Annotated in this window: 12 protein-coding genes; 1 reads left to right on the top strand and 11 read right to left on the bottom strand. The window is 30.2% G+C overall.

Annotation, left to right across the window (positions count from 1 at the left end; genetic code table 11):
* Positions 1–31: 31 nt before the first annotated feature.
* The 7 genes from L8V88_RS06880 to L8V88_RS06850 are packed head-to-tail and all read right to left on the bottom strand — an operon-like array spanning position 32 to position 9,246.
* Positions 32–1,612 (bottom strand): alpha-ketoglutarate reductase / D-3-phosphoglycerate dehydrogenase, encoded by a 1,581-nt coding sequence (locus tag L8V88_RS06880; protein ID WP_039618935.1) that lies wholly within the window; start codon positions 1,610–1,612, stop codon positions 32–34.
* Entirely contained in the window at positions 1,609–2,088 is a 480-nt protein-coding gene (locus L8V88_RS06875) for a hypothetical protein (protein ID WP_263675239.1), read from the bottom strand. The genes L8V88_RS06880 and L8V88_RS06875 overlap by 4 nt, the downstream gene beginning before the upstream one ends.
* Positions 2,089–2,094: 6 nt before the next feature.
* Complete coding sequence (locus L8V88_RS06870; protein WP_039618939.1) at positions 2,095–3,762, bottom strand: 30S ribosomal protein S1; 1,668 nt, start codon at positions 3,760–3,762, stop codon at positions 2,095–2,097.
* 55 nt (positions 3,763–3,817) lie between these two features.
* Entirely contained in the window at positions 3,818–4,654 is an 837-nt protein-coding gene (locus L8V88_RS06865) for a 4-hydroxy-3-methylbut-2-enyl diphosphate reductase (protein WP_263682342.1), read from the bottom strand.
* Complete coding sequence (gene aroA, locus L8V88_RS06860; protein ID WP_263727338.1) at positions 4,644–5,930, bottom strand: 3-phosphoshikimate 1-carboxyvinyltransferase; 1,287 nt, start codon at positions 5,928–5,930, stop codon at positions 4,644–4,646. The genes L8V88_RS06865 and aroA overlap by 11 nt, the downstream gene beginning before the upstream one ends.
* Entirely contained in the window at positions 5,927–8,257 is a 2,331-nt protein-coding gene (gene pheT, locus L8V88_RS06855) for a phenylalanine--tRNA ligase subunit beta (protein ID WP_263727337.1), read from the bottom strand. The genes aroA and pheT overlap by 4 nt, the downstream gene beginning before the upstream one ends.
* Entirely contained in the window at positions 8,254–9,246 is a 993-nt protein-coding gene (locus tag L8V88_RS06850) for a phenylalanine--tRNA ligase subunit alpha (RefSeq protein ID WP_263727356.1), read from the bottom strand. Before L8V88_RS06850 ends, pheT begins: the two co-directional genes overlap by 4 nt.
* 84 nt (positions 9,247–9,330) lie before the next feature.
* On the opposite strand from L8V88_RS06850, the gene L8V88_RS06845 reads away from it, so the two are divergent.
* Complete coding sequence (locus tag L8V88_RS06845; RefSeq protein WP_220555324.1) at positions 9,331–9,696, top strand: histidine triad nucleotide-binding protein; 366 nt, start codon at positions 9,331–9,333, stop codon at positions 9,694–9,696.
* A gap of 17 nt (positions 9,697–9,713) precedes the next feature.
* Here L8V88_RS06845 and pckA read toward each other — a convergent pair whose 3' ends face one another.
* The 4 genes from pckA to L8V88_RS06825 form a co-directional block, all read right to left on the bottom strand.
* Positions 9,714–11,288, bottom strand: a complete 1,575-nt coding sequence (pckA, locus tag L8V88_RS06840; RefSeq protein ID WP_263727336.1) for a phosphoenolpyruvate carboxykinase (ATP) — start codon at positions 11,286–11,288, stop codon at positions 9,714–9,716.
* Between the two features lie 10 nt (positions 11,289–11,298).
* Positions 11,299–13,077, bottom strand: coding sequence for a biotin/lipoyl-containing protein (locus tag L8V88_RS06835; protein ID WP_263727335.1), 1,779 nt, complete (start codon positions 13,075–13,077; stop codon positions 11,299–11,301).
* A gap of 58 nt (positions 13,078–13,135) precedes the next feature.
* Positions 13,136–14,470: a sodium-dependent transporter gene (locus tag L8V88_RS06830; RefSeq protein ID WP_263690415.1), complete on the bottom strand. Its 1,335-nt coding sequence runs from the start codon at positions 14,468–14,470 to the stop codon at positions 13,136–13,138.
* Between the two features lie 9 nt (positions 14,471–14,479).
* Positions 14,480–15,217 (bottom strand): sodium-dependent transporter (locus tag L8V88_RS06825; RefSeq protein ID WP_263727334.1); only part of this gene is annotated, 738 nt, incomplete at its 5' end.

The following is a 15,217-nucleotide window of genomic DNA, read 5'->3' as shown; positions in this document are numbered from 1 at the left end:
TAATTGTAACAATTAAGGCTTATAAAAAGCCTTAAATTTCTGCATATTCTGCAAAAATACAAGCATCAACAGCTCTTAATTCTTCAAGCAAAGCTTTTGAAATTTTTGCATCAAGTAAAATCACAGCTAAAGCTTTTCCAAAGCCATTTCTACCAAGTCTAAAATCAGCTATATTGACATTATTTTTAGCTAAAATTCCGCTAACATTAGCAATAACTCCTGGTATGTCATTATTGTTTAAAATTATCATTTTTCCTTTTGGTTTAAAATCTACATCAAAACCATTTAATTCTACTATTCTTTGTTCATTTTCACCAAAAATAGTTCCTGAAATAGAAAGGTTAGAATTATCTGTGATTACCTTTATGGTGATTTTATTACTATAACCACTACTTGGCAAAATACAAGAAGAAAGTTCTACGCCCTTATCTTTAGCTACAAAATGCGCGTTAATATAATTAATATTTTCACCTAAAATACCTCTTAAAACACTCACTGTTGCAAAAGTTAGTAAAGACTCATTATACTCGCTAATTTGTCCTTCACTTTCAAGCTTAATCGCTTTAATAGGAGTTTTATCAAGCTGAGCAGCCAAAAAGCCCATTTTAGAAATAAGCTCAATATAAGGTGCTACAAAACTTGGCAAATCTTCAGTTTTAATTGGTAAATTTAAAGCATTAGGATAAGAAATTCCTCTTGCAGCATTTAAAGCTTGCTCGCATGCTTGGATAGCTATATTTTCTTGACTTTCTAAAGTATTTGCACCAAGATGAGAAGTAACAGAAACATTTTCAAAGTCTAAAAATGGATGATTAGTTGCAGGTTCTTTATTAAATACATCTATGCCAAGCCAAGCTATTTTACCACTTTTTAATCCCTCGCACAAAGCATCTTCATTATAAAGGCCACCTCTAGCACAATTTATCAATCTTACGCCATCTTTCATTTTAGAAATTTCTTCAAAAGAAATCATATCTGTTGTTTCTTTTGTTTTTGGTGTATGTATGGTAATAAAATCACTTTGAGTTAAGATTGTATCTAAAGAATTCACGCACTCAATACCCAAATCAGTCATTTTAGAAGCTACCACATAAGGATCATAAGCTATAACTTTCATACCAAAAGCTTTTGCGCGTACAGCTACTCTTGAGCCTATATTGCCAAAACCTATAACCCCTAAAGTTTTGTTCATAAGTTCAACACCATACCACTTTTCTCTTTCCCATCTTCTTTGTATTTTTAAAAAATTATGAGCATTTACAAAAGATCTTGCAGAGCATAATAGATGATTCATAGTAAGTTCGACTGCTGCTATAGTATTAGCCGTTGGTACATTCATAACTATAATGCCTTTTTTAGAGCATTCATCTATATCAACATTATCAACCCCAACACCTGCTCTAACTAAAGCTTTTAAATTAGAACATGCATTGATAAATTTCAAATCCACATCTGTTGAACTTCTAGTAATAGCTACATCTACATCACTTAATTTTGTTAAAAGCTCATCTTTAGGTAAATGCGCTGCTTCAATAAGTTCTACATCATCAGCTTTTCTTAAAAGCTCCACACCTTTGTCTAATATTGCATCACATACAATAATTTTTTTCATAACCAAACCTCCTTTAATTTTGCATTTATGTTGTAAATTTTTAATTTGTCGATCAGTGCGTTTAAAACTTTTTCATTATTTGTATCTAAATAAATTGCCACTTCATCTTTGCTTTGTGTTAAAGTGTATTTGATAAAAAAAGAATGCAAAGTTTGCTTTAAACAAAACATAGAATAAACATCGTTTTTATTTACATCGAGCATATAAAATTTTTGTTTTGGTTTTACCACAGAATCATCCATATTAAAACTCATATAAAATTCATTCGCTGCTGGAGAAAAATCATTAATTTTAAGATTTGAAAGCTTATCTTGCCAAGTTTGTGGCAATTCTTTTTTTATCTCATCAAAAGAATATTTAACATTTTGTGAGATAGGTAAATTTCCAACATTTACATATCTCACCATAAAAACAAAAGCAACAATCAAAGCTAGGCTTAAAAAGCCTAAAATACCATAAAGGGTATATTTTTTCATTTGTTATTATGAAAGTTGATCTTTGATAATATCACCTAAAGTTACTTTATCATTATCATTGATTTCGTTTAACGCTTCTCTTTCTTTCATTCTTGCAAGACTTTTTACGCTTAAACGAATTCTATTTTTCTTTTCATCAATGAAAACAATTAAAGCTTCTATTGTATCGCCTACTTTTAAACTTGAAAAATCAATATTACCTAAATCTTCTTTGTGGATTAGCGCATCAACACCCTCTTCAAGCTCTACAAAAACTCCAAAATCTTTAATATCTCTAATTTTTCCTGAGATAATATCATTCACTTGGTGTTTTTGTGCATAAACTTGTACAGGACTTTTTTGCAATTCTTTAGTGCTTAAAGAAATTTTTTGATTTTCTTTGTCAAGCTTGATGATTTTAACTTCTATAACATCACCAACTTTATACATATCTTTGCATTTATCGTTTCTATTCCATGAAGCGTCTTCATTATGCAATAAACCTTCTAAGTTTGCAATTTTTACAAAGGCACCAAAATTAGTCACAGAAGTAACACTACCTTTTACCACATCACCTACTTTATGTGATTTTAAAAACTCATCAAAAGGTTTTGCTAATAAATTTTTTAAAGAAACTCTAAGTCTTCTTTCTTTAGCATTAATCTCAATTACTTCTACATCAAGCTCTTGGCCTTCGCTAATATAATCTTTTGGATTTTTAGCATTTTTATCCCAAGAAATTTCACTTATATGTAAAAATCCTTCTATATCATTTCCCAAATCAACAAAAGCACCATATGGCTCTATATTTGAAACTGTAACCTTAATAGTGTCACCAACCTCTAAACCATCTTTAATTTCATCCCAAGGATCAGGCATAGCAAGTTTGATAGATAAAGAAAGATGTTTTTTATCTTTATCATATTTAATCACTTTTACAGGAACCTTATCGCCCTCATTATACAATGAACTAGGATTTACTGGCCCCTTGTAAGAAATTTCACTATAGTGAACCAAACCATCAACACCGCCTACATCAACAAACATACCATAGGTAGTAATTTTTTTAACAATGCCTTCTATAATTTCTTCTTGGTTTAACACATTTGAGATAATCTCTTTGCGTTTTTTTCTTTCCTCATCTACTATTTTTTTTCTAGAAACTACTATGCTTTGAGCTTCTTTATCTATTTTGATAATTTTAACTTTGAAAGTTTTGTTGATGATGTTATTTGAATCTTTAAAGCTACTTTGTGATTTTGGCAAGAAAAATTCTACTCCATTCTCATCCACAGCTACAAAGCCACCTCTATTTTTACCAATGATTTTTACATCAAACATACTTTCATCATCTTTATAATTATCAATAAATTCTTTAACTTTTTGCTTTCTTAAAGCTTTTTTATGAGAAAGTAAAGATCTGCCACCGCGAGAACCCACTATAGCAACTTCTAATGTATCGCCTTCTTTGAAGATAAATTCGCCTTTGTCGTTTTGAATTTCTTCTATTGCTAAAATACCTTCTGATTTTTGCCCTACATTTACAAATACCTCATCGCCTTTAATCGCGACAATTATACCCTGTGTAGTTGCCTCCTCATCAGACTTGAAAGATTCCTCAAGCATTTGCTCAAAATCTTCTTCTATGATAATATCCTCTAGTCTGTTTTGAACTTTTTTGTTCACCTCGCTCATCGTGGTCCTTTGTTTTAAATTTTAATTCTTGATTATAGTATTGTTTTCTTTAAACTTAGTTAATTTTGGTGTATTCTTTGATTTTTTCCAAAACCAAATCAATTACCCAATCCGGTGTAGAAGCACCTGCGCTAATACCACATTTTTCTTTACCACTAAACCATTCTTTTTGAATTTCTTTTTCATTTTCGATTAAGTAACTATCCTCGCAGTAGTTTTTTGCTATCAAAAAAAGTTGCTTAGTATTAGCTGAATTTTTTCCTCCAACTATTATCATTACATCACTTTTTTTAGCAAGCTCATTGATTGCTTCTTGATTTTTAAAAGTCGCATCGCATATGGTATTAAAAACACGCACTTCCTTAACCCTAAGCATTAAAAAATTCACAATTTCCATAAATTTTTCTATCTTTTTTGTAGTTTGTGATACCACTGCAATTTTAGAAGGTAATTTAATATCAAATAATTCTTTTTCATCAAGCACTACATAAGCCTTAGTACTTACATAACTTCTCACCCCTTTTACTTCAGGATGATTTTCATCTCCAAAAATCACAACTTCATAGCCTTCATTGCTCATTTGCTCACAAATTTTTTGAGGTTTAGTCACAAAGGGACAAGTTGCATCAAAAATTTCTATATCTTTTTGCTTTAATTTTTCCAAATCTTGCTTTGTAATACCATGGGTTCTAATGATAGCTTTTTTTTCTGTGCTTAATTCGTTGATGTCGTTTAATGTTTTAACATTATAATTTTTCCAAAGTCTTGTGATTTCTTCATTGTTATGAATTAAAGGGCCTATGGTAGCTGCATCTTTAATCTGTTCAGCCTTTTTAATAGCTCTTTTTACCCCGAAACAAAATCCATAGCTTTTTGCTAGTTCAATCTCCAAATTTAGCTCCTATTTGCTTTAAAATCTCAATAAAATTTGGAAAAGAAGTTTTAATACATTCACTATCATCTACTTCCATTCCACATCTTAAACCTAAAATTAAAAAACTCATCGCGATTCTATGATCTCCAAAGCTTTCTATTTTAGCATTTTTAGCTTCGCCACCTTCTACTTCAAAACCATCTTCAAATTCTTTTACCTTTATGCCACATTTTTGCAAATTTAATACAATTGATTTGATTCTATCGCTTTCTTTTACGCGCAATTCTTTAGCATTTTTTATAATGCTTTTTCCTTTTGCACAAGCAAAAGCTATAGCCAAAGCTGGAATTTCATCAATCAACCATGCGATATTTTCACTCACATTTATCGCCTTTAAAGGCGCACTTTCAACATAAATTTCTCCAATACTTTCAAAATCTTCATTGATAATATTATAAGTGATCTTTGCACCCATTTTTTCTAAAATTTTAAAGGCCTCAATGCGTGTTTTATTTAACAAAACATTTTTTAAAACTACTTTTGAATGAGGTAAAATACAAGCAGCTAAGGCAAAATAAAAGGCCGATGATGGATCATTTGGTACACATACTTCAAATGCTTTTAATTTTTCTTTTAAAGGATTTATTTTGATAAAAGTTTTATCCTCATTTAAATATTCAATGCAAGCTCCCATTTTATTAAGTATAATCTCACTATGATCTCTTGAAAGCTCAATTTCTTTAAAATAACTTTCTTTTTTGGCAAATAAAGCTGCTAAAATTAAAGCCGATTTTATCTGAGCTGAAGCAATATTACTACTAAAATCAAAACCTTCTAACTTAGCTCCTTGTATACAAATAGGTGCTAAATTTGCATTAGCTCTTCCATAAATTTTAGCCCCTAAACTCATCAAAGGCTCGCTTACACGTCTCATCGGCCTAGCATTTAAATAACAATCCCCACTAAGTACAAAAATTTCATCTTCAATAGCGCTTAAAAGACCTATTAAAAGTCTCATAGCTGTACCTGAATTGCCACAATCTAAAACACAATTTGGAGATTTTATATATTTTGGAGCTTTAATGTAAATTAATCCATCAATTTCCTCAACCTCAGCTCCCAAAGCTTGAATAATTGCTAAAGTATGCAAAGTATCTTGTGCTTTTAAATAATTTTTAATTTTGCAAGTTCCTTGAGTAAGCAAAGAAAAGATAGCAAAGCGATGAGATATAGACTTATCAGAAGCTATATCTTCAAGCTCTACCCTAAAAGAACTAATAGGACTGATTTTCATCGAAGTTTTAAACCATGCTCATCATCTAAAGCTTTGATGATTTTATCAATATATTCAAGGATAATATTATCTTCTAAGGTTTTTTCAAAATCTCTAAATACTAAATTAATAGTCAAGCTATAAAAATCGCCTAAATTCTCATCTGTATATAAATCTACTACTCTAAAACTTTCTAATCTTTCAATATCTAATTTAGTAATAGTGTGTTTGATTTTTTCATATTCAAAACCCTTAGGTATAACTATACTTAAATCCCTGCTCATAGATGGAAATTTAGAATAAGCTTTAGCGGTTTTAAAGTCTTGTTTTAAGCCCTCTAAATCAAGCTCGCAAATATAAGTTTTAACCAGATCTCTTTTATTTTCTATACTTAAATGCACTCTACCTATAAACCCTAGGCGCTTACCATTTTTATATACATTTGCTTGCTCATATGGGCTTAAAAATGCGTATTCTGATTTTTGCAAACTAAACTCACCTATAATGCTTTTTAATTCTGCTAAAAAAGTATAAAAATCTACCAAAACAGGTTTAGCTTTATTTGTGATTTTAGCTTCTTCTTTGTAGCCACTAAAGATCATAGCAAATTTAGCATGCTCGTTTGAAAACTCATCAAAAACACTACCACATTCAAAAAGTTTGATTTTCTTTTTAGAATTTCTTAGATTAAAGCTTGCTGCATTTAAAAGATGATTTATCAAAGTACTTCTTAAAGTATTAAGTTCATTGGTGATAGGATTAATAAGCTTATTTTTAATACATTTAAATCCTAATTGACTTAATTCTTCTTCATTATCTAAAACATAATGCACACTTTCAAAATATCCATTACTACTTGCTTTTAATCTTAAATTTTTAAGCTCTTGATAATCAAAATATACTTTATTTAAGCGATTTTTTTCTTTAAATTCTAAAGCTTTTGATGGGATATTATCAATGCCAATAATTCTTACTATCTCTTCGCTAATATCAGCTATATTTGCTATATCACTGCGATGAAGTGGGATTTTGATATTAAATTGCTCATCATTTACTACACTTATTTCAAAGCCTAGTTTTTTAAGAATTTTTACTAAATTATTTTTATCTATAGGCATACCAATGATTTTATCAATCTCTGCACCAAAAATACCAATAATATTTGCTTCATTTTCTTTAAAAACTTGTTGACTTCCAGAAAAAACACTCATCGCGCTAATTTTTAAACACTCATTAAATAAATACTCCATTCCCAAAGAAAGCTTAGGCTCACTACCTCTTAAAGAACGATATATAGTGTCATTTTTCTTTTTATAAAAGGCTATTGCATTTGCTATAGTTTGAGGATGAGTATAGCTTGCTTCTATAATGATGATTTTACTTTCATCATTGATTTTAAATTTATCTTCTTGCTCTATACCTGCTAAAGCAATCAATTCATCTTTATAATAAACTCCATATTCTCCATGTTCTTGAGTTTTAATTTCTAAGATAATCTTTTCATCGATTTGACATTCTTTACAAAGCTTATGAAAATCATAAGCACAAAAAATCACCCCACTTGCATGAGTTGCATAAGTTAAAAGATTTTCTATGTTGTTGTTTTTATATAATTCAATCAAAGCAAGACGAATTTGTATCGTGATATTTAACTTAAACTCTTCTTTAATCTCTAATGCTTTATAAGCAAAAAAGCCTTCAACATCACTTTGATTTTTAACACTTAGTATTCTTCCTATACCTACGCTATTTTCACTTTCTTTTAAAGGATTTAATTCTTTTAAATTTAAATCAAGCGCTGCGCTTAAATCTCTAGCAACACCATATAAACTCAAGCAATCCCCGCGATTTGGAGTAAGTTCTATTTCAATTAATTCATCATTAAAAAGTTCATAATCATTTAAGGCTTTTCCTAGAACTAATTCCCCCATGCTTTCATCTAAAACCATAATACCTTCATTGCTTTTTCCAAAACCAAGCTCACTAGAAGAGCAAATCATACCCATAGATTCAACTCCTCTAAGTTTGGCAGGTTTTATCTCAAGTCCATTTGGAAGCACTGCACCCACTAAAGATACGGCTACAAATTGATCTTTATCAACATTTTTTGCCCCACAAACAATTTGTAAAATTTCATTCCCAACATCTACTTTACAAATATTCAATTTATCTGAATTTTCATGTTTAACTTTTTCTAAAACCTTACCTATTACAACTTTTTGAGGAGCTTTAACACTTTTGAAACTATCAACTTCTAATCCTATAGAATTTAAAGTATTTACTATAGTTTGTGTTGATATTTCACTTAAGTCAATCCATTCATTTAACCAATTTCTACTAATAATCATCTAAATTGCTCCAATAATCTTAAATCACCTTCAAACATAGAACGCAAATCAGGAATTTTATGTAAAAGCATAGCAAAACGCTCCACACCCAAACCAAAAGCATAGCCACTTACATTTTTATAACCAACAAATTTATAAACATTAGGATCAACAACACCACATCCTAAAACTTCAAGCCATCCTGTTTGCTTACAAACTCTACATCCACAACCTTTACAAAACACGCAAGAAATATCTACTTCAGCAGATGGTTCTGTAAAAGGAAAAAAGCTAGGTCTAAAACGCACTTTTACATCACCAAACATATGTTTTAAAAAATGTTCTAGCATATCTTTTAAATTTGCAAAATTTACCTTATCACCCTCTTCTACCACAAGTCCTTCTACTTGATGAAACATAGGCGTATGGGTAATATCAAAATCTCTTCTAAAAACTGCACCTGGTGCTATCATTCTAATAGGTGGTTTTTGAGATAGCATAGTTCTAATTTGAACCGGAGAAGTTTGAGATCTAAGCAAGGTTTTATCTTCAAAATAAAAAGTATCTTGCATATCTCTTGCAGGATGATTTTGTGGTAAATTTAATGCTTCAAAATTATGAAAATCATCCTCGATCAAAGGCCCTTTTTCTATACTGAAATTTAAAGCTGTAAAATATTCTATGATTTTATCCATAGTTTGCATGATTGGATGCAAAGCACCTGCATTTGAAGTTTCATCAAAAAAGCTAAAATCTTGCACACCTTGTTTCATTTTTTCATTTAAAGCTTTTTCTTCTAATTCTTTTAATTTTATTTGATATACTTCATTAAATTCATCTCTTGCTTTATTTAAACCATTAGCAAATTCTTTTTTTTCTTCACCTTGCAAATCTTTTAACTTTGCAAATTCCAAAGTCAAAATACCTTTTTTTCCTAAAACACTTACTTTTATATTTTCAAGTTCTGCTAAAGTATTTGCAGAAGCAATTTTTTCTATCATATCTTGCAATTTTAGCTCCAACTAAATTTTTTTTAAACATTCTAATGTAAAATTATTTAAAATTAGCAAAAATAACAAAAAAAGGACTACTAAATGAGAGAAAAAACCGTATTCGAACTAATCATAGAAGGAAAAATCCCTGCTAATAAAGTTTTAGAAAGTGAAAAATTTTTAGCTTTTCATGATATCAATCCTAAAGCACCTATTCATATTTTAATCATTCCAAAAGAGCATTTTGAAAACTTTCAAGAATTAAGACCTGAATTAATGAGCGAAATGACACAATTCATTCAAGAACTAGCTACTCTTTTAGGACTTGATAAAAGCGGGTATAGATTAATCACAAACTGTGGAAAAAATAGCGGACAAGAAGTTTTCCATTTACATTTTCATATGTTAGGTGGATTTGAGCTTCCAAAAAATAAAGAAACCCAAATCAATCCTGAATCACTATTCTAAAAAGAGCTTAACTCTTTTTAGATAGCAGGACCAGCTAATTTAAATTCTGCTCCTTCTTTTACATCTTCATAGCGTTTGAAATTTTCTATAAACATTTTCGCAAGCTTTAATTTAGTTTCTTCATAAGCTTTTTTATCCTCCCAAGTATTAATAGGATTTAATAGCTTACTTTCTACACCTGCTAATTCTTTTGGAACTGCAAGATTAAATAAATCATAGTTTTCAAACTCACAATTTTGTATGCTACCATCTAAAATCGCATTAATGCAAGCTCTAGTAGCTTTTATACTCATTCTTTTGCCTACACCATAAGCTCCACCGCTCCAGCCGGTATTTACTAGATAAACATTCACATTATGCTTGCTAATTTTTTCGCCCAAAAGTTTTGCATAAACAGTTGGGTGTAATGGTAAAAATACTTCCCCAAAACAAGCTGAAAAAGTCGCAACAGGTTCAGTAATACCTCTTTCAGTTCCTGCAACTTTAGCAGTATAACCACTTAGAAAATAATACATTGCTTGTTCTTTACTAAGTTTACTAACCGGAGGTAAAACGCCAAAAGCATCCGCTGAAAGGAAAATGATATTACTAGGATGACCTGCGCTAAGACTTGGCTCGTGATTTAAAATATGTTCTATCGGATAAGAAACTCTAGTATTTTCAGTTTTAGAACCATCATTAAAATCAACACTTAAATCATCTTTTAAAACTACATTTTCTAAAAGTGCATTTTGCTTTATAGCTCCATAAATTTCTGGCTCACTTTGAGGGTCAAGATTGATACATTTTGCATAACAACCTCCTTCAAAATTAAATACACCCTCATCATCCCAACCATGCTCATCATCGCCTATTAATTTTCTTTTTGGATCAGTTGAAAGAGTGGTTTTACCTGTGCCACTAAGTCCAAAGAAAAGCGCCACATCACCTTTTTCTCCAACATTAGCACTACAATGCATAGAAAGTTTATTTTCTAGTGGAAGCCAGTAATTCATCATAGAGAAAATTCCTTTTTTCATCTCTCCACCATACCAAGTTCCACCAATTACTGCTATATTTTTTTCTATGTTAAAAATAACAAAAACCTCTGAATTTAAACCATCTTTTTTATAGTCTTCATTCACACATTTACAAGCATTATATACCACAAAATCAGGCTTAAACTCTTTAAGATCTTCTTCTTTTGGACGAATAAACATATTTTTTACAAAATGCGCTTGCCATGCAATTTGCGTTACAAAACGCACAGCCTTACGACTTTTTAATGAAGCTCCACAATATGCATCTTGAATATAAATATCACTATTACTAAGTTGCTTTTTAGCTTTTGCTAAAAGTTTTTCAAATAATTCTTCACTAATAGGTTGATTAATCTTACCCCAAGCAATATATTTTTGTGAAGGATCTTGTTTTACAAAATATTTATCCTTAGGACTTCTTCCGGTAAAAATTCCCGTATCCACACTAAAGGTACCATTTTTAGTACAAACACCTTCATTGTTGTTTTTTTCATGTTTTAAAAGCTCATCATAACTAAGATTATGAAAAACTTGTCCGATATTTTCTAAACCTAAATTTTCTAAACCTATCATTTTTGCCTCCTTATTTATAAGTCATTAAAGCTTGGCCTTCACTTACACTCTCACCAGCATTTACTAAAAGTTCTGCAATTTCTCCATCTTTACTTGCGCTAACTTCAATCTCCATTTTCATAGCTTCAAGTACAGCTACAACTTGTCCTGCTTTTACACTATCATTTTCTTTGACTAAAATTTTAAATACATTTGCATTCATACTTGCAACGATAGCATTATCGCTCGTTTGGACTTTTTTAGCTTCTGCGTTGTTACTACTTACTTTTACAGCACTTTTAACATTAACATCTCTATCAAAACCTGCACTTACTTCCACATGGTATTTATTACCATTAACTGAAACGGTAAATTGATTTTCATTAACAAGACTTGGTTTTAATTTGCTATTTTTTCTAACATTAACCTTAGCTTCGCCTTTTAAGAAAGCTATGCCTTTTTCTTTACAAGCTGCAACGATAAAAATATTTTCTTCACTTGCTTCTAAATTTTCTTTTTCTAATAAGTTTTTAATATAAGCTATGCTTTTACTCTCATCTGCATCGGCAATATCTGTGGCTAATTTTGTAGTTGGCTCTAATTTTAATTGCTCGCTTGCAAGCTTAATTACTTCAGAATCTGGAGCAACAGGAGTTTTTCCAAAATATCCTAAAACCATCTTACCATATCCATCTGCTATTTTTTTCCAAGGACCAAACATTACATTATTAAAAGCTTGTTGGAAATAAAACTGTGATACAGGAGTAACCGAAGTACCATAGCCACCTTTTTCTACCACTTCTTGCATGGCTTTTATAACTTGAGGAAATTTATCTAAAATATTATTATCTCTCATCATTTGTGTATTAGCGGTTAATGCTCCACCTGGCATAGGCGAAAAAGGTATTAAAGGGTTTACCGCTGTTGCTTCAGGTGGTAAAAAATAATCTTTTAAACAGTCTTTTAGCACTTCTTCGTATTTTAAAATTTTTTCTTCATCCAAACCAAGATCAAAATTACTTCCTTTTAAAGCATGAAGCATGGTTAAAATATCAGGCTGAGAAGTACCACCACTAACAGGAGCAGCAGCTAAATCTATACCATCAACACCTGCCTCTAAAGCTGCTAAATAGCATGCTATACTCACCCCTGCAGTTTCATGCGTATGTAATCTTATATGCATATTTTCGGGCAAGTTTTTTCTAGCCATTTTAATAACTTCATAAATTTTATTTGGATTTGAAGTTCCACTTGCGTCTTTAAAACAAATACTATCAAAAGGAATTTGTGCTTGTAGGATTTCTTTTAAAATTCTTTCATAAAAAGGCACATCATGCGCGCCTTTACATTTTGGAGGTAAATCCATTAAAGTAATAGTAATTTCATGTTTTAAACCATGCTTAACTATACATTCTCCACTAAATTTTAAATTATTTACATCATTTAACGCATCAAAATTTCTTATGGTGGTTGTGCCATGTTTTGCAAACATTTTTGCATGCAAGTCAATAATTTCTTTACTACCTGTATCAAGTGCTACGGTATTAACCCCTCTTGCAAGAGTTTGCAAATTTGCTTCTTTTCCAACGATGGCTCTAAATTTATCCATCATTTCAAAGGCATTTTCATTTAAATAAAAAAATAAGCTTTGAAACCTAGCTCCACCGCCAAATTCAAAATGTTTAATGTCTGCTTCTTTAGCTGCTTCTAGGGCAGGAAAAAAGTCATTCATTAAAACTCTAGCACCATAAACAGATTGAAAACCATCTCTAAATGTGGTATCCATTACATCAATTAACTTTTTAGCCATAATTTTTCCTTATTTTTACATCTTTGCAATTATAACTCTACTTTCTTAAAAAATAAATTTATAAAATTTGATTTAACATAATGATAATAATCGCAATAGGTGCAACAAATCTAAGCAAAAAATACCATACTTCAAAAATAGCTTTACTCATAAATTTAGAAAATAAATTATAGATTTTCATTTTATCTACAAAAAATCCCACAAAAATAGCACTTGCAATAGCTCCAAGTGGGAGCATAAAATTAGAAGTTAATTTATCTAAAATATCAAAAAAACTTAAACCAAAAAAGCTAAAGCTAGCTCCATAACTAGCACTAAAAGATAAAATACAACTCATCCCTAAAAGAAAAACCACAAAGCCTATAAAAACCAAAGCTTTTTTTCTTGAAATTTTATATTCATTCACAAGATAAAAAGTAAAAGGTTCTATCATAGAAACTGCTGAAGTAATTCCTGCAAAAAATAAAGCCAAGAAAAAATAAAAGGCTAAAAAATGCCCAAAAATAGTGCCTAAATTAGAAAATAAAGTTGTTAAAGATATAAATACAAGTCCAGCACCTTCTGCGGGATTGGCATTAAATTTAAATATAAAAGTAAATACAATAAGCCCCATCATTAAGCCTATGCTGATATTTAAAAGCACAATTACAATTGAACTTGTAATTAAATTTGTATCATCTTTTAATGAAGCTGCATAAGTAGTAATACAACCTATACCCAAACATAAAGTAAAAAAAGCAAGACCTAAAGCTGTTAAAACCGAATTTAAATTAAGCTTAGTAAAATCAGGATAAAACAAATAAACAAAAGCTTCTTTAAAACCATCTTGAAAAAAACAATACACTAGCATTAAAACAAGCATGATAAACAAACTTGGCATAATCCAAACATTGAGTTTTTCTATACCACTTTTAACCCCTCTTGAGACAACAAACAAGGTAAGAAAAAAAGCAATTAAAAAATACAAACTACTTTCTAAAATACTATTTTGTACTAAATTTCCAAATAAAGCTCCTGCTTCTTGAGTATTACTAGGTAAATAATAAATCGAAGTTATCATGTATTTTAAAACCCAACCCATAATAACAAGATAAAAAGATAATACAAAAATTCCACCAAGCATAAAAAATCCCGCAAATTTCCATTTTTGAGCATATTTAGTTGCCAAGCTTTTATAAGCATTTACAGGATCACTTTGACTTAATCTTCCCATAGCAATTTCAGCCAAAAATACACAAAATCCCACGCTAATAGTCAAAAGCAAATACAAAAGCACAAAGGCAAAGCCTCCATTTTGTCCTACTAAGGTTGGAAATTTCCAAGCATTTCCAAGCCCTATAGCCCCGCCTGCAACGGCTAATACAAAGCCTATTTTAGAAAATTTATCATTCATTTTAATGCCTTAGAAAAAAAGCTGTCTAGCCATGATTAAAATCACTGCTAATGGAGAAATATATCTTAAAAAGATATACCAAATTTCAAAATATACCCCGCGCATAAATGGTTGAAATAAAATTTGCAAAGCTTCTTTTTTAAGTACAAAACCTACAAAAAATGCTGTAATTAAAGCAGAAATTGGCATTAATAAATTTTGTATGAAAAAGTCTAAAATATCAAAAAAACTTTTTCCAAAGAAATTTAAACTTGGCGCGCTTACATGATAAAAAGAAAGTATAGATAAACTTCCAAGAAAATAAACAATCACACCTACAAAAACCAAAGCTTTCTTTCTTGAAATTTGATAACGATTTATAAGATAAAAAGTAAAAGGTTCTATCATAGAAATAGCTGAAGTAATTCCTGCAAAAAACAATGCAATAAAAAAGGCTATGGCTAAAATATTTCCTAAAAATCCTAATTTTGCAAAAAGTGTTGTTAGTGATATAAATATAAGCCCTGGACCTTGTTGAGTAGGATCAGCTCCAAATTCAAATATAAAAGTAAATACAATAAGCCCCATCATTAAGCCAATGATAGTATTAATAATAATAATATTTAAAGCACTACTTATAAAATTTGTTTTATCAGGTAAGCTTGCTGCATAAGTTAAAATCACACAAACACCCAAAGACATACTAAAAAATGCAAGCCCTAGTGCATCTAATATAGAATTAACACTTAATTTTGAAAAATCAGGCAC

The organism is Campylobacter sp. IFREMER_LSEM_CL2101 (assembly GCF_025771825.1).
Taxonomy (GTDB): domain Bacteria; phylum Campylobacterota; class Campylobacteria; order Campylobacterales; family Campylobacteraceae; genus Campylobacter_D; species Campylobacter_D lari_C.
Note: the sequence above shows the minus strand (reverse complement) of the source record. Positions and strands in the feature narration are given on the sequence as shown.

Coding starts and splice junctions, on each gene's coding strand:
- L8V88_RS06830 (WP_263690415.1), bottom strand. CDS start 14,470: ATGAATGATAAATTTTCTAAAATAGGCTTTGTATTAGCCGTTGCAGGC.
- pheT (WP_263727337.1), bottom strand. CDS start 8,257: ATGATTATTAGTAGAAATTGGTTAAATGAATGGATTGACTTAAGTGAA.
- pckA (WP_263727336.1), bottom strand. CDS start 11,288: ATGATAGGTTTAGAAAATTTAGGTTTAGAAAATATCGGACAAGTTTTT.
- L8V88_RS06870 (WP_039618939.1), bottom strand. CDS start 3,762: ATGAGCGAGGTGAACAAAAAAGTTCAAAACAGACTAGAGGATATTATC.
- L8V88_RS06875 (WP_263675239.1), bottom strand. CDS start 2,088: ATGAAAAAATATACCCTTTATGGTATTTTAGGCTTTTTAAGCCTAGCT.
- L8V88_RS06835 (WP_263727335.1), bottom strand. CDS start 13,077: ATGGCTAAAAAGTTAATTGATGTAATGGATACCACATTTAGAGATGGT.
- aroA (WP_263727338.1), bottom strand. CDS start 5,930: ATGAAAATCAGTCCTATTAGTTCTTTTAGGGTAGAGCTTGAAGATATA.
- L8V88_RS06880 (WP_039618935.1), bottom strand. CDS start 1,612: ATGAAAAAAATTATTGTATGTGATGCAATATTAGACAAAGGTGTGGAG.
- L8V88_RS06845 (WP_220555324.1), top strand. CDS start 9,331: ATGAGAGAAAAAACCGTATTCGAACTAATCATAGAAGGAAAAATCCCT.